Annotated in this window: 25 protein-coding genes, 1 tRNA gene and 7 pseudogenes; 18 read left to right on the top strand and 15 right to left on the bottom strand. The window is 68.6% G+C overall.

The genetic code is table 11. The features are described from left to right. The first annotated feature begins 375 nt into the window (after window positions 1–375). On the top strand, window positions 376–2,496 hold the full coding sequence (locus ABZO29_RS00580) for a putative bifunctional diguanylate cyclase/phosphodiesterase (protein ID WP_367318149.1): 2,121 nt from the start codon (window positions 376–378) through the stop codon (window positions 2,494–2,496). Between the two features lie 10 nt (window positions 2,497–2,506). On the opposite strand, the pseudogene ABZO29_RS00575 reads toward ABZO29_RS00580, so the two are convergent. The 3 genes and pseudogenes from ABZO29_RS00575 to ABZO29_RS00565 all read right to left on the bottom strand — a co-directional run. After that, window positions 2,507–2,761, bottom strand: a pseudogene (locus ABZO29_RS00575) (Scr1 family TA system antitoxin-like transcriptional regulator); the annotation flags it as partial. 24 nt (window positions 2,762–2,785) lie between these two features. Further along, entirely contained in the window at window positions 2,786–3,340 is a 555-nt protein-coding gene (locus ABZO29_RS00570; RefSeq protein WP_367318148.1) for a hypothetical protein, read from the bottom strand. Window positions 3,341–3,391: 51 nt separating this feature from the next. Next, window positions 3,392–4,640: pseudogene (locus tag ABZO29_RS00565) on the bottom strand (IS256 family transposase). A gap of 655 nt (window positions 4,641–5,295) precedes the next feature. Between ABZO29_RS00565 and ABZO29_RS00560 the strand changes: the two are divergent. Beyond that, complete coding sequence (locus tag ABZO29_RS00560) at window positions 5,296–5,991, top strand: TIGR02391 family protein (RefSeq protein WP_367318147.1); 696 nt, start codon at window positions 5,296–5,298, stop codon at window positions 5,989–5,991. Between the two features lie 392 nt (window positions 5,992–6,383). Here the strand turns inward: ABZO29_RS00560 and ABZO29_RS00555 are convergent. The 3 genes and pseudogenes from ABZO29_RS00555 to ABZO29_RS00545 form a co-directional block, all read right to left on the bottom strand. Beyond that, window positions 6,384–6,713: pseudogene (locus ABZO29_RS00555) on the bottom strand (YnfA family protein); the annotation flags it as partial. Window positions 6,714–6,723: 10 nt separating this feature from the next. Beyond that, window positions 6,724–7,473: a MerR family transcriptional regulator gene (locus ABZO29_RS00550; RefSeq protein ID WP_367318146.1), complete on the bottom strand. Its 750-nt coding sequence runs from the start codon at window positions 7,471–7,473 to the stop codon at window positions 6,724–6,726. Next, window positions 7,467–7,802 carry a hypothetical protein gene (locus ABZO29_RS00545; protein WP_367318145.1) on the bottom strand — a complete coding sequence of 112 codons (336 nt, stop codon included), beginning with the start codon at window positions 7,800–7,802 and terminating at the stop codon, window positions 7,467–7,469. Before ABZO29_RS00545 ends, ABZO29_RS00550 begins: the two co-directional genes overlap by 7 nt. Window positions 7,803–8,003: 201 nt before the next feature. Here ABZO29_RS00545 and ABZO29_RS00540 point away from each other — a divergent pair, with 201 nt between their 5' ends. From ABZO29_RS00540 to ABZO29_RS00530, 3 genes and pseudogenes are all read left to right on the top strand, one after another. Further along, window positions 8,004–8,258: a hypothetical protein gene (locus ABZO29_RS00540; protein WP_367318144.1), complete on the top strand. Its 255-nt coding sequence runs from the start codon at window positions 8,004–8,006 to the stop codon at window positions 8,256–8,258. After that, window positions 8,255–8,629 (top strand): PIN domain-containing protein, encoded by a 375-nt coding sequence (locus tag ABZO29_RS00535; RefSeq protein WP_367318143.1) that lies wholly within the window; start codon window positions 8,255–8,257, stop codon window positions 8,627–8,629. The genes ABZO29_RS00540 and ABZO29_RS00535 overlap by 4 nt, the downstream gene beginning before the upstream one ends. Before the next feature lie 79 nt (window positions 8,630–8,708). After that, window positions 8,709–8,871: pseudogene (locus ABZO29_RS00530) on the top strand (RNA-guided endonuclease TnpB family protein); the annotation flags it as partial. 72 nt (window positions 8,872–8,943) lie between these two features. Here the strand turns inward: ABZO29_RS00530 and ABZO29_RS00525 are convergent. Next, window positions 8,944–10,272, bottom strand: a pseudogene (locus ABZO29_RS00525) (IS1182 family transposase); the annotation flags it as partial. 314 nt (window positions 10,273–10,586) lie between these two features. Between ABZO29_RS00525 and ABZO29_RS00520 the strand changes: the two are divergent. After that, entirely contained in the window at window positions 10,587–11,216 is a 630-nt protein-coding gene (locus ABZO29_RS00520; protein WP_367318142.1) for a hypothetical protein, read from the top strand. Between the two features lie 1,056 nt (window positions 11,217–12,272). On the opposite strand, the gene tnpA is transcribed toward ABZO29_RS00520, so the two are convergent. Genes tnpA through ABZO29_RS00505 form a run of 3 tightly spaced genes read right to left on the bottom strand, consistent with a single transcriptional unit; the run spans window position 12,273 to window position 13,137 of the window. Beyond that, a complete protein-coding gene (gene tnpA / locus ABZO29_RS00515) occupies window positions 12,273–12,686 on the bottom strand; it encodes an IS200/IS605 family transposase (protein ID WP_367318141.1) in 414 nt (137 codons plus the stop codon). Further along, on the bottom strand, window positions 12,578–12,820 hold the full coding sequence (locus tag ABZO29_RS00510; RefSeq protein ID WP_367318140.1) for a winged helix-turn-helix domain-containing protein: 243 nt from the start codon (window positions 12,818–12,820) through the stop codon (window positions 12,578–12,580). Before ABZO29_RS00510 ends, tnpA begins: the two co-directional genes overlap by 109 nt. Further along, on the bottom strand, window positions 12,808–13,137 hold the full coding sequence (locus tag ABZO29_RS00505) for a helix-turn-helix domain-containing protein (protein ID WP_367318139.1): 330 nt from the start codon (window positions 13,135–13,137) through the stop codon (window positions 12,808–12,810). The genes ABZO29_RS00510 and ABZO29_RS00505 overlap by 13 nt, the downstream gene beginning before the upstream one ends. A gap of 353 nt (window positions 13,138–13,490) precedes the next feature. On the opposite strand from ABZO29_RS00505, the gene ABZO29_RS00500 reads away from it, so the two are divergent. The 5 genes and pseudogenes from ABZO29_RS00500 to ABZO29_RS00480 form a co-directional block, all read left to right on the top strand. Further along, window positions 13,491–13,567 (top strand) — tRNA-Trp (locus tag ABZO29_RS00500). A gap of 35 nt (window positions 13,568–13,602) precedes the next feature. Further along, window positions 13,603–13,824, top strand: a complete 222-nt coding sequence (locus ABZO29_RS00495) for a hypothetical protein (RefSeq protein ID WP_367318138.1) — start codon at window positions 13,603–13,605, stop codon at window positions 13,822–13,824. 121 nt (window positions 13,825–13,945) lie between these two features. Continuing rightward, window positions 13,946–14,455, top strand: a complete 510-nt coding sequence (locus tag ABZO29_RS00490) for a peptidoglycan-binding protein (protein WP_367318137.1) — start codon at window positions 13,946–13,948, stop codon at window positions 14,453–14,455. Window positions 14,456–14,562: 107 nt separating this feature from the next. After that, window positions 14,563–15,492, top strand: coding sequence for a hypothetical protein (locus ABZO29_RS00485; protein WP_367318136.1), 930 nt, complete (start codon window positions 14,563–14,565; stop codon window positions 15,490–15,492). Window positions 15,493–15,559: 67 nt separating this feature from the next. Beyond that, window positions 15,560–15,798 (top strand): annotated as a pseudogene (locus tag ABZO29_RS00480) (transposase); the annotation flags it as partial. A gap of 432 nt (window positions 15,799–16,230) precedes the next feature. Here ABZO29_RS00480 and ABZO29_RS00475 read toward each other — a convergent pair. Further along, window positions 16,231–16,614, bottom strand: a complete 384-nt coding sequence (locus ABZO29_RS00475; RefSeq protein WP_367318135.1) for a hypothetical protein — start codon at window positions 16,612–16,614, stop codon at window positions 16,231–16,233. Between the two features lie 367 nt (window positions 16,615–16,981). Here ABZO29_RS00475 and ABZO29_RS00470 point away from each other — a divergent pair, with 367 nt between their 5' ends. Genes ABZO29_RS00470 through ABZO29_RS00460 form a run of 3 tightly spaced genes read left to right on the top strand, consistent with a single transcriptional unit; the run spans window position 16,982 to window position 18,399 of the window. Beyond that, on the top strand, window positions 16,982–17,485 hold the full coding sequence (locus ABZO29_RS00470) for a hypothetical protein (RefSeq protein ID WP_367318134.1): 504 nt from the start codon (window positions 16,982–16,984) through the stop codon (window positions 17,483–17,485). A 29-nt stretch (window positions 17,486–17,514) separates the two neighbouring features. Further along, window positions 17,515–17,892, top strand: coding sequence for a hypothetical protein (locus ABZO29_RS00465; protein WP_367318133.1), 378 nt, complete (start codon window positions 17,515–17,517; stop codon window positions 17,890–17,892). Window positions 17,893–17,907: 15 nt separating this feature from the next. After that, the gene (locus ABZO29_RS00460; RefSeq protein ID WP_367318132.1) at window positions 17,908–18,399 is read left to right on the top strand and encodes a hypothetical protein; all 492 of its coding nucleotides are present in this window, start codon (window positions 17,908–17,910) and stop codon (window positions 18,397–18,399) included. 98 nt (window positions 18,400–18,497) lie between these two features. On the opposite strand, the gene ABZO29_RS00455 is transcribed toward ABZO29_RS00460, so the two are convergent. Next, window positions 18,498–18,665, bottom strand: a complete 168-nt coding sequence (locus tag ABZO29_RS00455) for a hypothetical protein (protein ID WP_367318131.1) — start codon at window positions 18,663–18,665, stop codon at window positions 18,498–18,500. A gap of 18 nt (window positions 18,666–18,683) precedes the next feature. Between ABZO29_RS00455 and ABZO29_RS00450 the strand changes: the two genes are divergently transcribed. Continuing rightward, complete coding sequence (locus ABZO29_RS00450; RefSeq protein WP_367318130.1) at window positions 18,684–18,875, top strand: hypothetical protein; 192 nt, start codon at window positions 18,684–18,686, stop codon at window positions 18,873–18,875. Window positions 18,876–18,963: 88 nt separating this feature from the next. Here the strand turns inward: ABZO29_RS00450 and ABZO29_RS00445 are convergent, their stop codons facing one another. Next, window positions 18,964–19,089 carry a hypothetical protein gene (locus ABZO29_RS00445; protein WP_367318129.1) on the bottom strand — a complete coding sequence of 42 codons (126 nt, stop codon included), beginning with the start codon at window positions 19,087–19,089 and terminating at the stop codon, window positions 18,964–18,966. A gap of 507 nt (window positions 19,090–19,596) precedes the next feature. Here ABZO29_RS00445 and ABZO29_RS00440 point away from each other — a divergent pair. Continuing rightward, a complete protein-coding gene (locus tag ABZO29_RS00440; RefSeq protein ID WP_367326013.1) occupies window positions 19,597–21,357 on the top strand; it encodes a S8 family serine peptidase in 1,761 nt (586 codons plus the stop codon). A 202-nt stretch (window positions 21,358–21,559) separates the two neighbouring features. On the opposite strand, the pseudogene ABZO29_RS00435 reads toward ABZO29_RS00440, so the two are convergent. Beyond that, window positions 21,560–21,873, bottom strand: a pseudogene (locus ABZO29_RS00435) (IS630 family transposase); the annotation flags it as partial. 68 nt (window positions 21,874–21,941) lie between these two features. Beyond that, on the bottom strand, window positions 21,942–22,157 hold the full coding sequence (locus ABZO29_RS00430; protein ID WP_367326415.1) for a hypothetical protein: 216 nt from the start codon (window positions 22,155–22,157) through the stop codon (window positions 21,942–21,944). 35 nt (window positions 22,158–22,192) lie between these two features. Between ABZO29_RS00430 and ABZO29_RS00425 the strand changes: the two genes are divergently transcribed. Together ABZO29_RS00425 and htpG are read left to right on the top strand one after the other, a co-directional pair. Next, window positions 22,193–22,879, top strand: coding sequence for a DUF4097 family beta strand repeat-containing protein (locus ABZO29_RS00425; protein WP_367318128.1), 687 nt, complete (start codon window positions 22,193–22,195; stop codon window positions 22,877–22,879). A gap of 105 nt (window positions 22,880–22,984) precedes the next feature. Further along, window positions 22,985–24,886: a molecular chaperone HtpG gene (htpG, locus tag ABZO29_RS00420; RefSeq protein ID WP_367318127.1), complete on the top strand. Its 1,902-nt coding sequence runs from the start codon at window positions 22,985–22,987 to the stop codon at window positions 24,884–24,886. Window positions 24,887–25,320: the final 434 nt, after the last annotated feature.

Here is a 25,320-nt window from a genome sequence, read left to right as displayed (position 1 = left end):
CTGCCCTGCGGGAGCTTCGGCGAGTGATCCGCAGGGCTGCCGCCAGCGTTGCCGGTGGGGCAGCAGGCCCAGCGGCGGGACCTCGGTGGCCGGGTCGTGCCGCTGAGGTAGCGAGCGAAGCCGCGGACCGCGGTGATCCGCCGAGGGCTCACGGTCGTCACCACTTCGCCCTCCCGCTTCTTCACCCACGCCAGGGCGGCGGCAACTGTCACACGGGTCTGCTCGCGTTCCTCCAGGAAGGTGACGAAGTCCGTCAGCAGCCAGGCCGTTCGGCCATCTTGTGGCCGAGGGAGCGGCGAAGCCGCAGGTAGTCCTCCAGTTCCTGCCGTAGTGCCGTCATGCTGCCCCCTGTCCGGGCCTCTGTTCGCGGTGGGGATGGCGTTGTTCGCCGTGGCGGACGTGATCTTCGGCGCCTATCAGTTCGGCGGAGACTTGGTGCCCTTCCCGTCTGCGGCCGACGCGCTTTACCTGGGCGCGTATCCGTTCTTCGCCGCGGGTTTGATCCGCCTGGCCTCGGCACGCCGCAGCGGCGGCATGCGCTGGGCGCCCTTGTTGGACGCGGGGATCCCCACGCTGGGGATGGCCACACTGGCGTGGGCCTTCATCGTCGCACCGTATCTGCGCAGTCATCTGTCCGTGTTGCCGTTGGCCATCTCGCTGGCCTATCCGCTAGCGGATCTGGTGCTGCTGTGCATGGCCGTGCGGCTGGTGCTCACCACGGGGGTGCACTCGCCGGCGCTCGCGCTGTTCACGCTCTGGGTCGCCGCCACGCTAGCCGCCGATGCCCTCTACTACTCCACGCTGGCTTCCACGGGCGCCCCGATCGCCGCGGACGTGTCCTACTCGCTATGGATGGCTTCGTATCTGTTCCTGGGCGCGGCTGCCCTGCACCCCTCCATGGCAGTGACGACCCAGCTGACGCCGCGGCATATGGAGAGGCTGTCGCGTAGCCGTATGACTGTCCTCGTCCTGCTGTCCCTCGTGGGACCGGTGTTGATCGTTGCCAATGTGGGTAATGTGCGTGACCAGCCTGCGCATGCCGCCGTCATCTCCGGCATCGTCGCCGGCCTAACCCTCTTGCTGGTGCTGCGCATCATGCTTCTGGCAGACCAGGCCCAAGAGCGTGCCCATGTGGCGGAGAAGGCCCTGCGGGAGCAGGGCACACTGCAACACCAGCTCGCCCATCAGGCCTTCCACGACACATTGACCGGTCTGGCTAACCGAGCTCTGTTCTCCGAGCGTGTTGAACACGCTCTCGGTCGCGCCTCAGCAACCGGAAACATCGTGCTCTTGGTGATCGACCTGGACAGTTTCAAGGACATCAACGACAGCCTCGGCCATCCGGTTGGCGACGAACTCCTCGTAGCCGTCGGCCATCGGCTCCTGGGCGCGGCGCGCCACAACGACACGGTCGCCCGCATAGGCGGCGACGAGTTCGCCGTCCTCGCTGAGGACCTCAAGGACACCCCCGCCGAACGCTATGCTCAACGGTTCCTGGAGCGGTTCAAGGGACCCTTCGCGGTCTCCGATCAGCGCAACCTTTTCGTCACCGCCAGCATCGGCATAGTCACCGTCACTAAACCAACATCGCGCAATGACGTACTGCGTTCTGCCGACATCGCCCTGTACGTGGCCAAGGACGGCGGCCGCAATCGTGCAGTCCTCTTCAACCCCGCTATGAGCCTGGCGCAGCAGGACCATGCCCGCATCGCTCAAGACCTGCGCTACGCCCTGACCCGCAATGAACTCACGCTTCGTTACCAGCCGGTCGTCGACCTCACCACTAAGGAGGTGACAAGTGTGGAGGCCCTGCTGCGCTGGCAGCAACATGGCCGTGCCGAGACCCCACCAGAAGTGTTCATCCCCATCGCCGAGGAGACAGGCGTGATCGTCTCCATTGGTGCCTGGGTCCTACGCCAGGCGTGCCGCCAAGGACGATACTGGCACGAAACCCTGCCCGGGCACGGCGCGCTAAGCGTGGCCGTCAACGTCTCCAGCCGCCAGCTCAAAGACCCTCATTTCCCTGAGACGGTACGGCAGATCCTGTTCGAGACCGGATTCCCCGCGGCTTCCCTGATCCTGGAGATTACCGAGAGCACGCTCATCGCCGACTTTGAGACCGTTTCCGCCCATATCCGCATCCTGTGCGAGCAGGGCGTGCGCATTTCCATCGACGACTTCGGCACCGGCTACTCATCCCTCTCGTACCTGCGCAACCTTCCGATCGACGCCGTCAAGATCGACCAAAGCTTCGTCCGCGGCGGCTCTGCTGACATAGACAACAACCTCATCCAGGCCATCCTCCGCTTCGGGTGCGCGCTCGGCCTCGATACCATTGTTGAAGGCATCGAAACACCAGACGAGGAACAGCGCCTCCGCATCCTGGGTTGTCCGTACGGCCAGGGCTTCCACTACGCCCGTCCCGTACCCCCCGACGCGCTGGAAACCTACCTCGCCACCCAAGCCACAGCCACAGGCTCCGACACCAGTGAATGAAGCGTCCTTCTCATCGGCAGTGCCCATTCAGTGCCCGTCGTGCTGCGTTAATGACGTTGTGGGCGTCAGCGCCGTACACCGCAGATTCGCGGAGCGTCTTCCACGTACGTAGGTAGAGGGCGATGGTGTCTACGTCATCAAGCCACATCTCGGCATGCCATACCTCGGTGACCACCTGGCGGTCGTCATAGATCCAGAAACCTGTACCGGGTGGGACCTTGAGAGACGAAGTCATCGGCACGATGCCCAACTCCACGGTGTCCATGGAGCAATAGTCAATACCTGTGGATCACGGCTGTCCGTTGAGGCCGAGCTTCCTCTTGCCGTAGGGGGAGAAGATCGATCCCCAGCCGGTCCAGCCGGCGTGGACCTGGGCGATCTGGGAGGGCAACGGCATGACCGGGAGCAGGTCCCTGCCCTTGGCCCAGTTGGTGAGCAAGCCCTCGGTGGTGTCCACGGCGGAGACGACCATGGTGACCTTCGCGTTGCCGTCGACCCAGGTCTCCCACAATGCCCACCCTTCGGGGCGGGCTTCCACTCCCAGCCGGACACAGGCATGCGGGTAGGTCTCATCGGTGCCGACGGGCATGGCCTCAGGACGGATGACGGCAACGGCAGCGAGAGGAACCTGTGGGCGCCCTGCCTCCTCCTCCAGGCACCCGTCCAGGGGGAAGTGGTAGTGCAGCAGCGCCCGTCCCAGAGCGTTGACACTACGTTGGAGCGGTCCCTCCCCTTCGGTGTCGCCGGCGTACCAGTGCTCATCGGCGGCCGCGGAGGCAACTGCCTTGGCGAGCCGTTCGATCTCCCGCAGATAGTCGAGTTCGGAGAGCTCCGGCCTGGTCATGGGGGCAGTGTCGCATCGCTGAGCCGGATCTGTGCACCTGTCTTCGTGTGGTCATGCGGCCTGCTCCAGGCGCTCGACCAGGACGCCGTTCTCGAATCGGGCCCCCGCCCGGACGAGTGCCACCAGGTGGGCACCGGTGATCGCTCGCCATCGTTCCTGGGCGGACTCGACCAGCTTGAACACCATTGCAAGGGCGGCGGCCGGGCTGCCGGCACCGCGGGTGACCTTGGTGCGGAGCTTGACGGTGGAAAAGGTGGACTCGATTGGGTTGGTGGTCCGCAGGTGGATCCAGTGCTCGGCGGGGAAGTCGTAGAACGCCAGCAGTTCGTCCCGGTCGTCGGTGATCTTCGCGGCGGCCTTGGGCCACTTGGTGCCGTAGGTCTTCGCGAACGCTTCAATGGCCTTCTCGGCGTGGGTGCGGTCCTCGGCGTTGTAAATCTCCTGCATCGCCCTGGTCGCGCCGGGCTGGGCCGACTTCGGCAGGGCATTGGTGACATTCCGGGATTTGTGAACCCAGCACCTCTGATGCCGGGCTGCGGGAAATACCTCAGCCAGGGCCCGCCACAGTCCCATCGCACCATCACCGACCACGAGCTCAGGGTCGCGCATGCCGCGTCGGCGGCAGTCCCGCAGCAGGTCCGCCCACGACTCTGTCGACTCCCGCAACCCCTCCGCGAGCGCGATCAACTCCTTGGTGCCGTCCACGCGGACACCGAGCAGGACCAGCACGCACGAATGCACCTGCCCGAGCCGGACCCTCGGGTGCACCCCGTCGGCCCACACGTAGACGAAATCCCTGTCCGACAGGTCCCGGCTCTGGAACGCGGCATGGTCCTCGCCCCACTGCTTCGTCAGCCGGGTCACAGTTGCGGCCGACAGGCCGGCGGCAGAGCCGAGGAACTGCTCCAACGCCGGCACAAAGTCCCCCGATGACAGCCCGTAGGTAGAGCAGCGGCAGCACCTCGCTGACCTTGGGCGACTTGCGGCACCACGGCGCCAGGATCTTCGAGGAGAACCGCTTCCGCTCGCCGGTGGCCTCGTCGATGCGGCGGTCGTTCACCCGAGGCGCCGTCACCTCCACCGGGCCGGCCGCGGTGGCCACGGTCCGCGGCTGGTGGCGGCCGTTGCGCACCACCAGGCGCCGCCCTCGCTCGTCAGTCTCGGCCGCCAACTCGGCTATGTATTGGTTGACTTCTGCCTCCAGCGCGGCGGCCAGCATCCGCCAGGCGCCCTCGCGGACAATCTCGTCGATCAGGGAGCCAGACTCCGTCAAACCGTCGGCATTCACTACGCTGAGCACGGCGTGCCTTCCCGACCCGCGCTGCGAACGCGGGCCTACTCGGTGACCATCACGGGATCATTCGGGAAGGTACGCCCTTCGTGCATCCTCCCGGAACCGATCCACAAGTCCTGAGCATTGCTCTCAGGCCTGGATGGGTTTGGTTCAGCGCTCGGGTGAGCTCTCGGTTCGCGGCCCTCGCAGCAGTGGTCTTGCAGGAGCTGGTAGTCGTCGCAGGAGGTCGATGACGCGCTCCCACCATCGGGGGTTGAAGCCGGTGAGCAGCCTGCGGGGCTGACCAGCGAGTGCAGGGACTGATGGGATTTGCACGTGCAGCGACGGCGGTCCTCAGTGGCGGCCAGAGCTGTCTGGTGGCTCATCGGTGCCTGTTCCGCGCTGGCCGGCCCCCCTCGATCAGCGCTGTGTCTGCGTGGTTGTGCGTCCGATGCCGTGCGTGGTGACGCTTCTGGCCGGTCCTCGGCAACGGAGCTTGCGGGGGCTTCATCCGTCGCGCTGCCGGGCGTTCACAGGCCCGCGCTGATCCAAAGACACCACCCCATATCAGGTCAAGTCGGCGCGACACGGAAAAGCAGACCAGTGTCAGTGCTGCGTCGTAGCTTGTGGCCCCATGAACTTCAGGTACATACCGCCGGTTCCGGCAGAGCAGATCCGGCAGTTGCCCACGCGGGATGTCGCGCTCCTTCTTCTGCGGCACCTCGCCAGCGGCACCGGATATCTGCAGTACGGGAGCACGATGAGTTCGGCGCGGCAGGCATTCCAGGAAGAGCCGGATGCGGACGCGCTCGTGAACCGGCTGTCCGATGCCTGGTGCTGGCTGGAGGCGCAGGCGCTGCTGTCCCGGGAACCCAGCCAGTCCGATGCGTTCCGCCGGATCTCCGCCGACGGCATGGACTTGATGAAGGACCCGCAGGGCATCACGCGGTTCGAGGCCCGCGAGCGGCTGTCCGGTCCGCTTCACCCGGACCTGGAAGACACGGTACGCACCAACTTCGACCTGGGTGATTACGAGACGGCGTGCTTCGCCGCGATGAAGGCGGTCGAGGTCGCCGTCCGCGACGCCTCCAGACTCGACAACTCCCTGGTCGGAGTGAAGCTGATGCGTGAGGCGTTCCGACCTCATGACAACGGCAAGGCCGGCGGCGCGCTGGCTGACGCTGAAGCCGAGGGCGGGGAGCAGGCGGCCACCGCCAACCTGTTCGCCGGCGCCATGGGCGCGTACAAGAACCCCGCCAGCCACCGCACCGTCGATTTCGACGACCCGATCGAGGCAGCAGAGATCATCCAGTTCGCGGACCTGCTGCTGCGCCAGGTCGAGCGGGCCAAACGCCGCATCGGCGAGGCAAGCGCGTAGAGGGCGCACACGGTCGGTGTCCGCGCAGCCGTCGGCCCTCCCGTGGGGAGGCCGGGAGGGACGGCGCGGCCCCGCCCAGGTGACAGCACACGGACGGGGCCGGGGGGCGAGGCCTCCGCCCGGGGGAGGAAGAGGATCACCGCGGTCACAGGATGGCACTGGATTCGGCCAGGCAACAGGGTTGTGACTGGAATCAGCCGCATGGCGGGGTCAGTCCCGGCATCCCGCCCCAGGCCGGTGGGGAAGCCGTGCCGTCTCGAGGGCGCCCCGCCATCCGGGGGCCGCCTGGGGTGGGTCACCGACTGCGCCGAAGGAGCTGTGACTGAGCGTCGCAGGCGGCACATTCTGAGGCTTCTACTTGGCCGGCGTGGGCGCCCGGGGCAGGTTCCGTTCCCGCGCGGTGCATACATGATCACGGCCATGCCTGCGAGGCAGACCAGGGCGCCGATGACATCCCAGCGGTCGGGGCGGTAGCCGTCGGCGACCATGCCCCAAGCGATGGACCCGGCGACGAAGATCCCGCCGTAGGCGGCGAGGATGCGGCCGAAGTTGTCGTCGTGCTGCCAGGTGGCGACCACCCCGTAGAGACCGAGGGCGATGACGCCGGCGCCGATCCAGATCCAGCCCTTGTGCTCGCGGATGCCCTGCCAGACCAACCAGGCGCCGCCGATCTCGAAGAGTGCGGCGAGGGCGAACAGGGCAACGGAACGAGCGACAACCATGCAGGTGACCCTATTGGCGGCCCGCACTCGTGATCTGCGTGGGGTCGGTGGATGCCCGGCAGGTGCACCCATCCCCACCGGCGGTTTTCGGAGCGCAGGAGCAGCAGCGTCGACGCTGCCCCAGCCACCAGGATCCGCCGGCGAGCACCGCCAGGACGACCGCGATGCCGGGCAGCCAGCCCACCACCGCGTCGGCCCCGGCGCCCAGAACGCCCGCAGTGATCAGGACGGGCAGAGCGCAGCACGCCACGCAGGCCAGGGCGGCCAGGCCCGCCAGGGCCTTCGGTGCCTTGTGGGCGTGCGGTTTAGCGGCACGGTCCGGCATGGCGGTTCTCCTCGGCGGCGAGATCGGTGAAGGGGATCCGGGGCAGCATTCCATCGAGACGCAGGCGGTCAGGTCGTCGCAGCCCGCCGCCACGGCCGTGGCCAGTGCAGTGCGGATGGTGGTCAGGTCCGCAATCTTCGCGTCGACCTCGGCGAGCTTGGCCGCCGCGCGCTCCTGCAGCCCTGCCACGGGGCGGCCGTGGCGGTGTCGGCCGGCCTCCAGCAGTTCGGCAACCTCCTCCAACGTGAAGCCCAGGCGCTGGGCGGCCTTGATGACCCGCAGCGCGGTCACCGCTTCCTCGCCGTACAGGCGGTGGCCGCCGTTGCTGCGCTCGGGCTCGGCCAGCAGACCGCGCCGCTCGTAGTAGCGCAGCGTCTGGATGTTCACCCCGGCCGCCGCGGCGACCTGACCGCTGCGCAGGACCGCGGTCACCATGGCTCCCCGGCGATGCCGGTGCGCACCGCGATGGCCTCCAGGACCGCCTCATGAGCCGGGTCCACCGAGATGTCCACGTGGACCAGGTCCTCGCCCGGGGTGACCGCGAAGGTGAAGAACGAACAGCAGCCGCTCTCCCGATCCGCCAGGTCACGAACTCGCTCAACGACATCCCCGCCGCCGGCCAGGTCAAGGCGCAGACGCAGCGGCTCGGGCCGGGACAGCGAGGTCAGCTGCTCTGCGAACAGCGCATCCCACTCCGCGACCCGCAAGGGCCGCTCCTCAGTGAGAAGCGTGCAGGACTGCGGCACCCACGCCAGATCGGTCATCACGCTCACTCCCGTCGCCACATCCCCGCAGCCGGGGACACCTCCGACGGTAAACCTGTACCTAAGTACCGGTCACAAGACCTCGTAGCCGCTGAGCGCACCAGCTGCCAAGTGAGGGACTCATTGGCCAACCGTCGCGCTCAGTCACAGAAGTGCTCGAAGACGTGATCCGCGATGTCTACCGGCGGTAGAATCGGTGCTATGAGCAAGCCGACGAGCATCAAAACCAGCGAGGAAGTGCGCGACCGGCTGCGCATCCTCGCGGAGGAGCGCGGCACCACCATCACGGAGCTGCTGGAGGACCTCGCTACCCGGGAACTCACGGCGGCCGAGCGGGAGCAGCGGGCCTTTGAAGCTGCCCGCGAGCTTGGCATCGAGTACACCGAGCAGGTCCAGCAGGCCGGCCAGGACGCCTGGGCGAAGATCCGCGCCCATCAGGGCGGCGCCGCCACATGAACCTGACGGCCGTCCTGGACCACACCGCTCTGGCCGCCCTGTTCCGTGCGGATCCCTTCTTCACCGGCCTCTACATCGAGGCCTCGCGTGGCACTGGCCGTGTCATCATCCCGTCGCTGTCCATGCTGGCCGCCGAACGGCACGTCGCCGGTGCCGGCCAGCACGCGGCGTCCCTGCGGTACGCGGAGAACATGCCGTTCACCGCGGCGCACGCGGTGGATGCGATGGACTGGCGAAACGTCGACTGGCCGGTGGCGCACGCGGCAGCGATCGCCTGGCAGGCGGTGAAGGCGGGGGAACCACTCACTGTCCTGTCGCTGGAACCCGAGCTGTACGCGGGCACCGGCATCACTCCACTGAACCCGACCTGACCTTCGGTCTGGCGGGTCTGCGGCGCCGGCCGCAGACGGTTATCAGGGTGGGTATGGAAAACGCGACGGCGACGCACGACGCAGGAAGCCGAAACGGGGACAGGCCGCGTCCGTCGGCTACACGACGGCGAGGTCCCAGACGGCGAAGGTGCACAAGAAGGTGGCCCCGGCAGCGGCAGGACACCGCCCGCAAGTGGGCCAAGCGCGTCGTCCGCGACCACGACGCCTTGGCGGTAGAGGACACGTCACGGACTTACACGATCTTTCAGACACACCCGGGGCTGTCCGGTCCGTGGGCTGGACAGCCCCTCGGCTTATGCGGTGGTCGGGTTGATCGTCCAGGTGTTGCCTGTGCGGGTGAGTCCGAGGTTGATCAGTCGGCGGATGTTGAGGGCGGCGGCTCGGGTGTGGAGCCAGGTGTCGTTGTTGATGGTGCCGCGGTAGCGCAGGCGGCGGTTGCCGTGGTGGACGAGCCAGGCGACGGCGCGTTCGACTGGTGGTCTCCAGCGCCGGTAGTCCGCTTGCCAGTCGGGGTCGGTTGTGGCCTGGCGGCGGGCAGCCGCGAGCAGGTCGTGGTGGGGGCGGATGGTCAGGATGCGGCCGGCCTTGGCTTTGGTGCACCGCTCGCGCAGGGGACATCCGGTGCACAGGTTCCCGGAGGCTGCCTTGCGCTGGTTGTGCTGCCCGCCGGGGTCCGACAGCGCAACGGTGTGTCCTTGAGGGCAGGTGACCGTGGCGGCGGCGGTGTCGATGGCGAAGTCGTCCAGGGTGAAGGCGCCGGGGACAGCTGCCCGTAGCGGGGCGGGTTTGAAAAACAGCCGGTGGCCTGCTGCTTCGAGGGCCTGGCGGGCCTCGCTGGTGGAGTAGGCGGTATCACCGAAAGCGTCCACCGGCCCGTCTTCCCCGGCGAGCAGGTCCACGCCGACGGTGGCCTCGTGGTGCTCGGGCCCGACGCCGGGGGTGAGGGCCACAGCGGTGTATAACGCGGTCTCCGGCTCGATGGCCAGGTGGGCTTTGTATCCGTCCTGCTGGTGAGTGCGGGTCTTGTGGATGTGCCGGGATTCGGCATCGACGGTGGAGATTGTCCGGTCGTAGGCGGTGCCGCGGGTGATGCGCCAGCGTCCGTCACGGCCGTCGGAGTCCTCGGCCGGTTCCACGTCCTGTCCGGCGACCAGGGCCAGCAGGCCCACCGCGTTCGCGGCTTTCTCACCAAGCTGCTGGTCCGGCAGATGGCCCAGCAGCCTGAGCGCGTCACCGACCAGGGCGTCGACGAGATCAGCACGGGCCTGGTCGTCGTTCCAGGCGATGCGGGGTTTGCCGGGGTCGCTGTAGTCATGCGCGGTGCACTGCACGGCTGCCAACTGGTCGGCGCCGGGGACCTCGCGGATGACCGCGCGGACGGCGGCGATGAGCTGTGTGACGGTGTCCTGAGTGGCGACCGCGTCGTCCAAAACGGTGGAGTCCGGCGCTCGCCGGTGCTTGCCCTTGAGTACACCGGTGGCCTTCACGACCTCCCGCACCGCCTCGAACGCCCAGTTCGGCCGGGCAGAACGGGAAAGGCGGCGGCGGAAGTAGGCCAGCAGCGACGGGTCGAACGCCATGTCGTGCAGACCGAGCCCGCACGCTGCCTTCCACCGCAGGTCACACCGCCGCCGCCCCTTCGTGGTCAATCCACCACCCTGCGCGTACCGCATGCCAACGGCCTACCGAAGGGATCAGCATCCGACAACAGTCCGAAGAGATCAGTAGGCCGCACCCGGCGCCTGCCCTCACTGTGAAGCTCATCAGTCGCCGGCATGGCGGGCTGCTAGAGTTCCAGCGGGCAGACACGCATGCCTGTACCGAGCCGGTGAGCGCCCACGCCGCGACGGCACGATCGGTCAAGGTCCTCGGGGCCGCGTCCTGGTGTTCTGCCTGGCCGGAGGCGTGGGATCCGAGGAAGGACCAGGCACTCACCGTGCCCGAGAACGCTGCCCGCAAACGCCGTGCCCGCGAACTGGCCCGACGCCTGGGCATCGCCTACACCACGGCTCTGAGGATGGTCGGCGGCGGCGCGCCCCCGGCCGGATGGGCCCAACAGAAGCTCAAGCAGGCATACGCAGACTTCGGCCGACAGGTCGGGGTCATCGCCGAGCCGTCACTTTCGGGCCCGCACTTGATGGGCACCGAGGGATACGGCGAGCGCCTGAGCCACGTCTGGCTGGGCTACGGCGACCGGCCAGGCCGGCCTGACGCCTTCATCGGGACCCACCGCCCCCTGCCGGGCGACGAATCCGACACCTGGCTTTTCGTCACCGGACTGCACAACTTCATGGCCCAGCACGAGTGGCACTCGGGCGACCGGGCCCCAGGCGATCTGAACCCCGATGGGAGCCACGACCTGACCGTCCGCGCCCTGCACGCGGTCCAGACCGCCCCTCGGGAAGCCGCCGGAGCGCGATTCCACGACGGCCTCTGGCCGTGCGTCCGCGTGCGGATCGGCGGCTTCGAGGCCCTGGAGATCCCCTACGAGGACGGCAGCATCGTCTACTGCGGTCTGGCCTCCATGTCGGGCACCGTGCGGTTCGGACTGAAAGGAGCCGACTGAGACTCCCGTTCGCCGGCGGCGAAGAACCGCCCTGCACCCCTGTCCCGGACACGAACTGTCTCCAGAGGGGTCGGAGACACGGCAACGTCGACCGGTCCTTGCGGCGCTGGTGCTGGTGCAGAAACCGTGCACACCGGTTCAGGGCGTCGGCACGGTGCTTGCTCATCCGCACGTGCCTCCTCCAGGGGGCCGGTCCGGGCGTGCGGGCCCGGACCGGCCCGGAGCGGTTGGGGGTGTGTCAGGGCCAGGAATTCGCGGCGGCCTTGGCCTGCTCCTGCTGCGCCTGCCACGCCTCGCGCTCGGCGCGGCGGTAGGCCTCGACTCCGTCCACGGTCAGCCGCGCGATCCGTACGGCTTCGACCTTGGCGGTGTGCCTGCTCGGCGAACTCCTCGGCCCGGCCGTCTGTCCCGGGCGTCTTCACCTCGGCGTCGTACGACGATCTCGCGTGACGCGATGGGTGCCTGTCCGCGGAGGTCGGCCAAGTCCGGTGTCTTGTACGGTTGTTGTGCGGTGGTGATACTTCTGCGGCCGGAAGGCTCCGGTTGACGTTTCTTGGAGTGGGGGCTTGATGCGCAGGAGACAGTGGTGGGCTCGGGGAGCGGGCTTGCTGGCGGCCGTATTGGGGCTGGTGGTGCTGGGTCCAGCTCCGCAAGCGAGTGCGGGGGGCTGCACCATCGCGGGGTGTTCGCAGTCCTACAACTACACCTTCACCTATGCGACGGCGTTCAAGGACTGGACGTGCAGCTGGGGGACGACCGGCTCGTGGAGTACCGGCTGTGTCGGGGGTGCGTCGTACGGGCTGTCTACCTATGGGACGCACACGCCGGACGGGGAGGACTGGGATGTGGTGCGCATAGATGCGGGCTGGTGCTACAAGCTGCATCTGCTGGTGCCGGGCAAGACGTGGGACGTGGTGTATGACCGTCGCGGTAAATCGGTGCGGCGTACGTCAAGGTCGAGGACTGGGGGTACGCGAAGATTACCGGGACTCTTGCAGAAGGCCCCGGCGTTCACGCCGGGGATGAATGCATCTCAAGGCTGCTCTGACGTGCACGTTAGAGCGGACGTTGTTGCTGCTCGATGTACTGGCGGACGATTGCCAGGGGTGCTCCGCCGCACGATGCGGAGAAATACGAGGGCGACCACAGGTGCCCGTGCATGATGGCACGGTTGATCCGGCCGGTGAACTCCTGCCGTATCCGGCGGGCGGATACACCCTTGAGGCTGCCCACCAGCTTGGAGACGGCGGCCTTGGGCGGGTAGTGCACCAGGAGGTGGACGTGATCGCGTTCGCCGTTGAACTCCTTCAGCTCCGCTTCGAAGTCCTCGCAGACCTTGCGCATGATCTCTTCGCAGCGTGTCAGCATCTCGTCGTTGAACACCCCGGGCCGGTACTTCGTCCAGAAGACCAAGTGCACATGCATCGCCGAAACAACGTATCTTCCCCGCCTGTAATCGGTCCTGCCCATCCATGAGACCAATCGTAGTCTTCGGCGGCGGGCCGGGCGGGCATCTGCACGCTGTAGCCCATCCTGTGCAGCAGCCGGGTCACCCCGGAGACGCTGTAGGAGAGGTGGAACTTCCGCCCGATCAGCGTGCGCACCCTTGCGGCGTCCACGCCTGGTCGTCGCTCCAGCCGTGTGCGGCCGGTCCCTCGCCCCGCCAGGCGGAGAGTTTGGCCTGCAGGTGAGGCCCGAGCCGGCAGTCGTAGCCCGGGGGCCCCTTGGAGCGCAGGGCCTTTCGCCCGCCCGCCTTCCAGGCACGGCGCCACTGGTAGACGGACTTCTCGCTCACCCGTAACTCCCGTGCGATGCACGGGACTTCCGCGCCCCCCTCGAAGAGGTCGACGGCCCGCATCCGCACCTCTTCGCGGCGCTTGCGCTGCTCGGAGGTCAGCCCGCCCCCATCTGGGTACCGCATGCCTCCGGCGTACCAGCCCGGACGGACCGCGTCACCGGTCCCGAGCAGATCCAGACCCCGAAACGCCGAAGTCAGTAACGGTGGCCGCCGTGGGGGAGGAGATGTGGCTCGACGGCCTCGGCCCCACGGTGAAGATCGGAGCGGTGTGTATCACGGAGCGCGCCCTTGGCGAGGCCCGCGTCGCCGAGGCTGGAGGGAGGTCATGAGCACCTGTCAGAGCAAGGCGACCCGCGCGGCGCCGCCCGACGGCGCGCGGATCCTCGGCAAGGTCGTTGGCGTCCCGCGCCTTCTTTGAACAGGCGGAAATCCCATGGAGATGGACCTGTTGGTCATGCCAAGCTGTCACCCACCAAAGGGGCGTAGCTCAGATGGCCAGAGCGCCGGTCTCCAAAACCGGATGCCGCAGGTTCGACTCCTGCCGCCCCTGCCACTGGCTGGCCACGCCCCGGATGAGAGGGCGGGGACGTGAGTTCCTACCTCGTGCGCTGGGACGTCGACCTGGATGCCAGCGACCCCGTCGACGCCACCCGCGAGGCCCTCGCCATCCAGCGCGACCCGTGCCGTGGGCTGCGGTGTTCTCCGTGCACGGCCGGGGTGCGGCCCGGGTTGGTGACGGTCGGCCTCGGCCACCCGAGGGGCTTGACTCCTCCGGCGGGCGGGGCGCCCGGGGTTGTGTTGATCGGCTGATTGTTGCGCGTTGTCCCGGGGGTGACCCCTCACATGCTCGGGACGGGTAGGGCGACCCTCGCAGCGCCTACGAGGAGGCCGCTGGCGCCGGCTTCACGTCTTCTCAGGGGCCAGCGGGGCAATGAGGGGGTGCAGCGGTCGTCCGGGTGCGGCGGAGCGGAGTGCAGGGTCCGTTCTCGCCGGGCTGGGGCGCGCAGTGGTGCGCGGCGGTCGGTCGGCGCGCTCCGCGTGCCGCACCAGCTTTCCGCGTGTCCGGCTGGCCGCTCCGTGTCCTGCCGGACCGCGCTCACGCGCTGCGGGGTGCGGCAGGCGGTCCCACCGTGCAGAGGGCCTGTTGGACGGAGGAAGACGAGGCCGCGGCGTCGCCGGCTTCAGAGTCATGTCGGTCAGGTCGTGTATGTCACGGGGGTCGTTGTTCTCCATGGGCCGTACGAGCCCCATCGTGGGCCGCATGCACGACCGCCTTGTGGCGGTCGGCTGCAACAAGCATCACAGCAGCGCCAACAAGAACACCATCGGCTCCGGCGACGTCGCCTCCTGCGAGGCGTGGCAGCGGAAGCTTGGGTACACCGGCTCGGCGGCCACCTGGCCGCCGAGCAAGGCGAGTTGGGACGCGCTCAAGGTCCCCTAGGCGTAGAAGCTGAGCACTCCTCGGGAAGCAACTTTCGCGCCGAAACCCACGTCTGCCAGTGGGAACGGGACCGAACCCCACCGCCCCATACATGAACGGAGCTTTTGGTGCTCATAGGACTGCTCACCGCCGTGGCGGCATCGATCTGTTACGGCACGGGCTCGGTCCTGCAGGCCGTCGGATCACGGAAGTCAGCCCGCCGGGAGGCTGCCGCGGGCAGCGTGACCCAGCACGGCGGCCCGAGCCTGTCGTCCACTGCGAAGGCAGCGATGACCTGGGAGTTCATCGTCGGGACCATCCTGGACTTCGTCGGCTTCGGGCTCGGCGCACTGGCGGCGCGCCTCTTGCCGCTGTTCCTGTCGCAGACCGTGATCAGCGCCAACTTGGTGATCACGGCGGTGCTGAGCATCAAGCTCCTCGGCATCCGGCTCAACCGCGCCGAGTGGACCTCGATCGCCGTGGTCTGCTCCGCGCTGGTGCTTCTGGCGACGGCGGCGGGCCCGGAAGGCAGCGGCAACACCGCGATCTCCACGCACTGGTGGCTGCTGGGGATCTCGCTGTCCCTGATCGTGGGCGGCACCGTGGTCGTACGCCTACTGGGGGCGCGCGCCGCGATCCTGGCCGGCCTGCTGTCCGGACTGGGCTTCGGCGCCCTCGGTGTCGGGGTCCGGGTGCTGAACGGCATCGACCCATTCGACCCGGGAGCGCTGCTCTGTGACCCGGCGCTCTACGCGATCCTGGTGGCAGGCATCGGCGGCATGTACCTGCACACGGTCGCCCTGCAGATCGGCTCGGTCAACGGCGCCACCGCCGCGCTGGTCGTCGGCGAGACCGTCCTGCCGGGCATGATCGGAGTGCTGTGGCTCGGAGATGCCTCCCGTCCCGGCTTCGCCTGGGCGGCGATCATCGGGTTCGTGCTCGCCGTATCGGGCGCGGTGGCAGTGGCCTGGTTCGGGTCCCCGCAAGGGCACGGCAGCGGCCCTGCGGCGGTCCCCGTGACACCCGCCGAGGACGCCCGGACGACTGCGGGGGTCTGACCCGGCACCAGATGCGCCGAATTTCCAACGCTTGGCCGCCGTACGGGAGCCATCGTTTGCCTCCACGCCGCTGCCGCGTGCCGCCGACGGGCGGATCGTGCTCGCGGTGGACGTGAGCCACTGGCTGCGTCCCGGCGCCCCCACCAGCCCGGAGTTGCTGTTCTGCCACGTCTACGGGCGGGCCCCAGCGCGGATCAGTTCATCCCCGGCTGGCCCTACTCCTTCGTCGCTGCCCTGGAGACGGGACGCACGTCCTGGACGGCCGCGCTGGACGCGATCCGGCTCGGGTCGGCCGACGACGCCTCCGCGTGAGGGGCCGCCGGGCCCAAGCCGCTGCGTGCTGACCATCCGTCCCACGTGGCCTTCGCGCAGATGTGCTGTTCGCCACCTGCTCTCCCACAACCGGTCCTGCCTCAGCTGATCTGCGGCGATCCCGTGCATGTTCGGCCTCGTCACGGCGGTCTCACGCGCCAACCTGACCCCGGAGCGGGGCTGTTGTGGTGCTTGGGGTGGGTTCCTCCAGTGTTCGGACCGTCCCCACCAGGCCCGCCATTTTCGGGCCCGGCCCCGCGGCGCGGCTCGCCTTGCGCTGAGCCCTGGGCGGCCAACCGCACGCTCAGGGTCGGGATCCCTCGTCATGCCTCAGCTCACCCTGCCCACAACCGAATCCGCCGTCCTCACACCCCACCCCGCCTCCGGTGCCCTCGCGCCGTGCCGTCTGCGGTTTCACCGGTCGGCCTAGTCGACCTCGACCAGCGGCTTGCGGAGCTGATTGCCGCAGATGCGGCCGAACAGGAGGCGGAGGACGCTGCGGCACTGCAGGAGGCGGCCGGTCACCCGGCACTCGTCGGGTGCCAGCGCACCGCCGATCTGCTGACCGCCTATGTCGACGCTCACCCCGATGAGGAGGCACAGGACTGGGCGTTCGACGCCGCGGAGCGGGTGACCGTCTGCGCCTACGCCATCGTGGAGGGCGATGAGGAGCGGGCAGTTGAGTGCGCCCGCCAGGCCAAGGGCGAGCGCGCCGCGATGCTGATGGACCGGCTCGAATCGGAAGGCCGGGTCACAGCCCAGCGGCTGGCCGCCCTGGACGACGCTTCCCGCGGGCTGCTGGAGTGGCACGCCGCCCCGTTCCCTGTGCGGTGGCTGTTCCCGCCGGAGGCGAACCTCCACGGCCGGCCCGTTCGGCCGCGCGTGATCGTCCTATTTCATGGGCCCGGAGGGCTCAGCCTGGGTCTGCTGCGCATCCTTGGCGTCGACTTCGACGTGATCGGCATCGACAACGACCAGCATGCCGTGGCCACCGCGACGGGCCGCCGGGTTCACGGTGATCCACGCCGATGTCACCGACGTGGACCCCGAATCGCCGCACTGCGTTTCGTGACTGGCATTGCCCTGACCCGCCCTGCCCGGCCTACAGTGAAAGCGGCCTGGGAAAGGGCCGCGCCGCCGCCATCGCCACGATCCCCCCGTCATCTACGAGACGGGAGTGGCCGCCGGGTTCCTGGCCTGGGAGGGATCGCCCACTGGTTACGCACCCCACTCGGGACTGACCTGGAAGGAGGTCCGCGAACCCCTCGCACGGCTGGAGGACGAGCGCGCAGGCCTGATGGCCGAGGTTGTTATCTGGCCGTTGGCGGTCCTCGCCCGGGGCGGCTGCCTGGAGTGGGTGGCGGTTGAGCAGTCCAGCGCGCTGCCCGCCGCGATCGAAGAGGCGTTGTTCGCCGAGCTGACGCAGGCCGGATGGCATACCACGGAAGCTTGGACGCTGGACGCGGTCGACTACGGAGCCGCCTCTCACCGTGTGCGCCGGTTCATGGCCGTCTGCCGCGGTCCCAAGCCCTTCGTCGACCTCCACCCCGCCAAGCCGTTCCCGACCGCGACGTTCGCCGAATGCGTCGGCTGGCACAGGCCGGACGATCCTCACCCGAGGAAACCGCCCCGTCGACCCGGCCACCGGCCGTCCCAAGGGCGGCGGCTCGCGCAGCGCTGACCGGCCGTCGACCCGGTGTCGCACGGGACGTGCAGGACCGTACGAAGCTCCGGGCGCTGGCCACCGGCTGGTACCGGCTCTACCACCCGGACTCGCCCGAACTCGACCTCGTCAAGAGGGCGTTGGTCAATCCGCGCATCCTCAACGTGGCGGACCAGGATGGCACCCCGGCACCCGGGGCGCACGGCTCCGAGCACGGCGAGCTGACCCTGCTCGGGCACTGGGTCGCGCACTGGGAGAACAACCCCGGCGACCCGAACGTCCCCCAGACGTTGCCGCTGGGCGGGTTCAAGATGGATTGCGCCTCCTGTGACCTCGCCTACCAGGCCGTCAACGAGCACATCGGGAGCACGCTCGGCTATCGGGTGCGGGCGTCCGGTACCCACGGAATGTTCTTCCCCGGCTGACGCATGCCGCAGTGGATGCGGCAACGGCCCCGACTGGTGCAGCACATCAGGGACAACGCGGAGACCATCGGCGCCTACCTGGACCAGGGCGGCGTACTCCAGGGCGAGCGGACCGAGGGCACGCACGAGCAGAATCCCGCCGGGTCCTCGTCCGAGTACGAGTCGGGCGACGAGGCCATGGACACGGACGCCATGACCGACTCCCCGGCGCCGGGCACATCCCCGCGACTGCCGGGGGCCCTGTCTCCCGGCCCGGACGAGCACACCGCCACCCCGCCGGCCCCACGAGGCCCGCGCGACAACCGCCCCCGCTTTGTGGTGCGTTCCGGCTTCGACGCCCGCCGGTTCTCGTATGGCGGCGAGCCGGTCACCGACCTCACGGTGCGCCTGGCGATCCGGGGACCGGAGAGCCAGGCCGCACATGTACGCCGCCAACTGTCGGCAGGCGTACGTCAGTTGCTCAACGACCCGCCCACCGCCTGGCCAACGGCGACCGGCTGCACGTGACCGTCGAGCATGTGGACCCCGCCGACTCGCCCCACCTGACCGTGGACCTGGCGGGCCGGGACCGGGCGAAGGACTAGACGACGTGGTGGGCGGACGCGTCACCGGCCCACCACGTCCACGAACTCACCCACCAACTCGGCCTGCGCGACGAGTACCGGGACGCCGACTCCCCGCACCGCCCCCACATCCCGGGCAGCCTCCTCGGCGCCCTGGACGAGCAGCCGGAGGACGCCTCGCTCACGGCCGCCGGCCTCCGCGGGCGGCACCTGGCCGGTGCGGCCCTGATGAGCGCCCTGATCGGGGACGTGACTCCACAGCCGCAGCAGGAAGACCAGACCTGGGACGCGGCCCGTACGGCCGCCACGCCCGTCCCACGCAAGTCGGTCTGGGTCGACCGGTCCATCCGCCGGCCGATGTGTACGCCGAACGGCGAGTTGCGGCTGACGGATCCGGCCACGTCGTCCGTGAACCGCTGACCGGGTCTGATGGAGGTTCTGGTCTGCCCTGGGTCTGATGGAGTCGGGTCGCTGGAGAATTGACCGTTCCAGCAGTCTGCGGAGGCCGTCACTTCTTCACGGTCCGCCAGTTCAGCCCGGTCTCCCGGGCAATGGTCTCGTAGAGCTCGACGCGAACGTGGGACAGGACGCCCGACGCGGCGTCAGCGCACTGTTCAGCGGCGAGACTCTGCACCAGCGGCCGTTCCCTTCACGCGACGTTGCTCGACACCTCGAAGCGTGAAGAACGACCGCCCTGCTGTCCCGAGAACGAAGCAAGAGCAGCGGGTCAGGTGAACGGCTGAGGTTGAACACCAAGCCAACTCGACGCCCCTACGACCAGCAGCAGCCCGCACCGCCGCGTGATCCTGCGCGTTGACGAATCCTGGACCTGGAGTCGCCGAACGAGCCGGTCACCGCGCCCCGGCCGGCGTCGATCACGGCGTGCCCATCGCTCCCGTCGCCCGCCACCGCGGCGAACTCCCTACGCCCGCGCCGCCGCGCCGGCACACAGAACGTCGCTTTTCAGCCACGCCCCGACAACGTCCCTGTACAGAAAGGTACTTCCGTACGCGGGCATGCACCTGACATCTTGCACCCACCACTGGTTTCGTACGGCCCGGTCGGTGCCACCAGCACAGCCGGGCCGTCTACGGAGGACGCATTGATACCCCACAGATCCAGCCGACCGAGACGCACGTTGGTGCTGGCGGCCACGCTCGGCGCCGCCCTCGCGTTCGGCGCCCCGGGCGCCCTCGCGGGCACGCTCCCGGTCGTCCCCTCCACCGCGCCGACCGCCAAGGCCCACGCTCCGGCCGCCGCGCCGGCTTCGCAGAGTGCGACCTGGGCGGCCGGCACGCGTGCCTACCTCGTGATCACCGCCCCCGGTGACACGTCGGCGGTCCGCTCCGCGATCGCGGCCAACGGCGGCACCGTCTTCTCGAGCTTCGACGCCATCGGTGTGATCGTCGCCCACTCGGCGTCCAGCGGATTCGCCGCCACCATGCGCGGCGTCGCCGGCGTGCAGCAGGTCGGCGCCACGCGCACCTCGGACGTCCCGGCCGACGCCTACAGCCCGGCGCTCCCGGCCAATCCGGCCCAGGCCTCGACCCCGGCCGGAGAACCAGTCCGGGCCGACATGAGCCAGATCAAGACCGACCAGGCCTGGGCGGTGAACCCGGGCTCCGCCTCCGTCACGGTCGGCATCCTGGACACCGGTGTGGACGACCAGCACCAGGACCTGGCGCCCAACTTCGACGCGGCCGACTCGGTCTCCTGCGCTTACGGCAAGCCCGACCCCCGTGCCGGTGCCTGGCGGGACGTCGACACGCACGGCACCCACGTGGCGGGCACCGTCGCCGCGGCCAAGAACGGCAAGGGCGTCGTCGGCGTGGCCCCCGGGGTGAAGATCGCCGCCGTCCGGGTCGCCGAGCCGGGCAACTCCTTCTTCTTCGCCGAGAACACCATCTGCGGCTTCGTCTGGGCCGGTGACCACGGCTTCAAGGTCACCAACAACAGCTATTACACAGACCCCTGGCAGTTCAACTGCCCGGACAACATCGACCAGGCCGCCATCATCGAGGGCGTCAAGCGCGCCCAGGAGTACGCCGAGAGCAAGGGCTCCCTCCAGATCGCCGCTGCGGGCAACGAGAACTACGATCTCGCCCACAAGACGACCGACTCCGCGAGCCCGAACGACTCGACGCCGGTCACCCGCACCATCACCAACGCCTGCCTCGACATCCCGACCGAGTTGCCGGGCGTGGTCACGGTCGCGGCCAACGGCACCGGCGTCACCAAGGCCTCGTTCTCCAACTACGGCCAGGGCGTCATCGACGTCGCGGCGCCGGGCAGCAACGTGTACTCAACCGTCCCCGGCGGTGGCTACGGCAGCAAGAGCGGCACCTCGATGGCCACCCCGCACGTGGCCGGCGTCGCGGCGCTCATCGCCAGCGCCAACCCGGGCATCACCCCGGCGCAGATCCGCGCCAAGCTGGCCGAGCAGGCCAACGACATCGCCTGCCCCTCGGACAGCCGCTGCACGGGCACGACGGCCAACAACTCGTTCTTCGGCGAGGGACAGGTCGACGCGCTCAAGGCCGTCGGGGCCACCCCGCCACCCGGCAAGTACTTCGAGAACCTCACGGACTTCGCCATCAACGACAACGCGACCGTGGAGAGCCCGATCACCGTCACCGGTGTCACCGGCAACGCCCCGGCCACCCTCAAGGTGGGTGTGGACATCAAGCACACCTACATAGGTGACCTGAAGGTCGACCTGGTGGCGCCGGACGGCACCGTCTACACGCTGCACAACCACACCGGCGGCAGCGCCGACAACATCGCCCAGACCTACACCGTCAACGCCTCCTCGGAGGTCGCGAACGGCACCTGGAAGCTGCGCGTCAACGACAACGCCGCCTCCGACACAGGCAAGATCGACGCCTGGAACCTGACCTTCTAGCGCAGGGCCCGGCAACGCCCGCGTACAGTACGGGGCGAACTGCTGGGCGGCAGACGGAACATGGGCCTCGGCGGCGGCGTATGCCGCCGCCGAGGCCACCATGCCGGAGGCGTCCAGGAAGGCCGCGGACGGCCTAGCGAGGCATGCAGCTGACGGATGCCTATGACAGTGGTGGTCTGGGGACTTCTGTCGTAGGCGTTCGCAGGGGGCCGAACTCGCCCAGGCAGAAGACGACTTGAGGCTCGCCGTCCTCGGCCATGACCTCGCCGTCGGGAATCGCGCAGAAATGCTCGATGCGGGCCTTCTTGGCCGCGTATCCAGGATCGCGGGAGTCCTTCCAGGTCTTGGGGCGTTGATAGGACACGCCCTCCTCACGGAGGAGAAGGCGAAGGCCCTCATGGCGGATGTCGTCGACCACCCCTCAGCGACCAGGAAGTCAGCCGGCTTGGCCAAGGTGCAGGTCGAGAACGGCAGGCTGTGCTCACCCGGCCTGGACTTGGCGATGTTATTGATCTCGGAGGCGATTCGCGCTGGTGAATGGGCCTCGCTACCGCCGACGTCCGTCTCGCGTGACCTGCTGTGCGTCAGTCCGGCAGCCAGTGCAGCTCGTGTGCCAGGGATTTGGCGACGGTGCGGATGCGGCGGTGCAGTGGTGACTGCACGCGCGGGAGAACCAGGTGGATCGTCAAGGTGGGAGCACCCCGCAGTGGTCGCCACGTGAGGCCGGCCGGTGATGTCGTGGCCGCGGCTTCACCGGCCGGGGCGAGGGTGAGCCCGTCGCGTAGGTCGCGCTGAGACATGTCGAAAGAGACTGCGGGCGTGTGGAATCGGGGGTTTGGGTTCCTGCGACAGCGGTGGCACCGACCCCTCCGGGACCGACAACGCGCTGCGTGCGGCGGCGTCCGAAGGCGAAGTGCTGATCAGCACCGACAACGGACTGCGGCTGCGCCCGGCCGGCGGCCACCACATCACCGTGGACGACCGGATCGACGGGCACTGGTCCCACCACGGCGACCGCTGGACCCTGGATCTGCAGTGCGCCGACCCCGACGGCCAGGGCTGTCCACGGATGCCGTACGTCCAGGTCCACGATGGCGCGAAGGTCACCGTCACCGCCCACAACGCCGGCGTCGACGTGGTGGACGTCGCCGCCGCGTTGGACGTCACGACCGTCAACGGCGATGTGACAGTGACCCACTCCGGTCAGGCGCACGCCCCGTTGCGGCTGTCCACCCGCAACGGATCGGTGCGCGCGACATCTCTGGAGGCTGCCCGGCTGCACGCGAGCACCGGCAACGGCGATGTGGTGATGCAGTGCGCTGCCGCGCCCGCGGGCGTGACCGCGAGGACCGTCAACGGCTCGGTCGAGGTCACCGTCCCCCGCGATGCCCCGGCCTACCGCGTCACCATGAGCACCGACAACGGGCGCACCACGACCGATGTCCACGCCCAGGATGCCGACCGAAACCGCCTGATGACCCTGACCACGGTCAACGGTGACGTCACGGCCCGCCGGGACTGAGGTGTGACGAGCTGTCAGTTTCACGTGAAACACCCTGACGTGGTGTTTTAAAGTGACTGTCGCTCGTTTTCCGCGACTCAGGGACCTGTGAGGGGCACGCGAACCATGTCCACCGAAACGTTTGAGTTTCAGGTAGAGGCCCGTCAGCTGCTCCAGCTGATGATCCATTCGGTCTACTCGAACAAGGACGTCTTCTTGCGGGAGCTCGTCTCCAACGCCTCGGACGCGCTCGACAAGCTGCGCCTGGCCGCCCTGCGCGACGACGGCCTCGACGTGGACCTGTCCGATCTGCACATCCAGATCGACGTGGACCCGGAGGCCCGTACGCTCACCGTGCGCGACAACGGCATCGGGATGTCGTACGACGAGGTCGGCACGTTGATCGGCACCATCGCCAACTCCGGCACGGCCGCCCTCCTCAAGGAACTGGAGGAGGCCCAGGACGAGGCCGGCGCGGAGGGGCTGATCGGCCGGTTCGGCATCGGGTTCTACGCCGGATTCATGGTCGCCGACGAGATGACCTTGGTGACCCGGCGCCTCGGCGAGACCAGCGGCACGCGCTGGTCGTCCCGCGGCGAGGGCACCTACTCGCTGGAGAAGATCGAGGAGGCGCCCCAGGGCACGTCCGTGACGCTCCATCTCAAGCCCGCCGACCCCGAGAACCAGCTGCACGACTACACCTCCACCTGGAAGATCAGAGAGATCGTCAAGCGGTACTCGGACTTCATCACCTGGCCGATCCGCCTCGTCCCCCAAGCCGGCGACGGCGAGGAGACGGCCGAGCCGGAGACGCTGAACTCGCGCAAGGCCCTGTGGGCACGCTCGCGCGAGGAGGTATCGGCGGACGAGTACCACGAGCTCTACAAGCACGTCAGCCACGACTGGCGCGACCCGCTGGAGACGATCCGGCTCCAGGCCGAGGGCACCTTCGAGTACCAGGCGCTGCTGTTCCTCCCGGCCCACGCCCCGCATGATCTGTTCACGCGGGACTTCCGGCGCGGTCTCCAGCTCTACGTCCGACGCGTGCTGATCATGGACGACTGCGAGGCGCTGCTGCCGCCCTACCTCCGCTTCGTCAAGGGCGTCGTCGACGCGCAGGACCTGTCGCTCAACGTCTCCCGGGAGATCCTCCAGCAGGACCGCCACATCAGGATGATCCAGCGACGGCTGACCAAGAAGGTCCTGTCGTCGGTCAAGGAGCTGAAGGCCAACGACGGCGAGAAGTACGCCACGTTCTGGCGTGAGTTCGGCGCCGTGTTGAAGGAGGGACTGCTCGGCGACCCGGACAACCGCGACGCCATCCTCGCGGTCGCGTCCTTCGCCAGCACCCATGAGGGGGACGAGCCGACGACGCTCCAGCAGTATGTGGAGCGGATGAAGGACGGTCAGGAGCACATCTACTACCTGACCGGCGAGTCCCGGCAAAGCATCGAGAACTCCCCGCACATGGAGGTGTTCAAGGCCCGAGGCATCGAGGTCCTGCTGCTGACCGACCCCGTCGACGAGGTGTGGGCCGACGCCGTGGGTGAGTTCGAGGGCAGGCAACTGCGGTCCGTCGCCAAGGGCGAGATCGACCTCGACGTCCAGGGCGGCGAACTGGAGGACAACGCACGGCAGGAGCAGGACGAAAGCTACGCCGGCCTGCTGGAGTGGATGAAGGAGCAGCTGGGGGAGGAGGTCAAGGACGTCCGGCTGTCGACCCGCCTTACCGTCTCACCGGCGTGTGTCGTCTCCGATGCCCATGACCTCACCCCGGCGCTGGAGAACATGTACCGGGCGATGGGCCAGGAGGTGCCGGTCACGAAGCGGATTCTCGAACTCAACCCCGGTCACGCGCTCGTCCGTGGCTTGCGGCAAGCCCACGCGGAGCAGGAGGACCGCGCGGAACTCGCCGAGACCGCCCAACTGCTGCACGGACTGGCTGTCCTCGCGGAAGGCGGACAGCCGAAGGAGCCCGCCCGGTTCGTCAAGCTGGTGGCGGAACGGCTGGAGCGCACGCTCCGCTGAGCCGCGAGGTCATCGATGCGGCCGGCGGTTGTGTCCCCAGCCGACCGGGGCAGGACCGTCGTTGTGGAGGAGCCACGGGGCTCCTCCACATGCCCGGTGTTGCGCGCCGGGTGTCATTCGGGGGCACCGATCAGATACGCGGCGAGGAACTCGCCCACAGTCGTCTACTCCATCACCAACCGCCCTACGTTCGTGGACACCCTCATGGCGCACGCGGCCGCAGCACTCACGCGCCGTCACCCCGCAAGGGCGGCACGGGCGTCCACGGCCTGGGGGTCCGTCGCGGTGTGATGGCGACGGATCAGTTCACCCAGATCGCCAACGGCCTGCCTGTACTGCTGGATGGCATAGAAGCGGAGACGGCCACCGTTGATCATCGTCGGTTGTGTGGACAAATGAAGATCAGCCGGTGGCCGTGGGCCCACAGCGTAGAC

Origin of the sequence: Streptomyces sp. HUAS ZL42, from assembly GCF_040782645.1 — a bacterium.
Taxonomy (GTDB): Bacteria; Actinomycetota; Actinomycetes; order Streptomycetales; family Streptomycetaceae; genus Streptomyces.
Note: the sequence above shows the minus strand (reverse complement) of the source record. Positions and strands in the feature narration are given on the sequence as shown.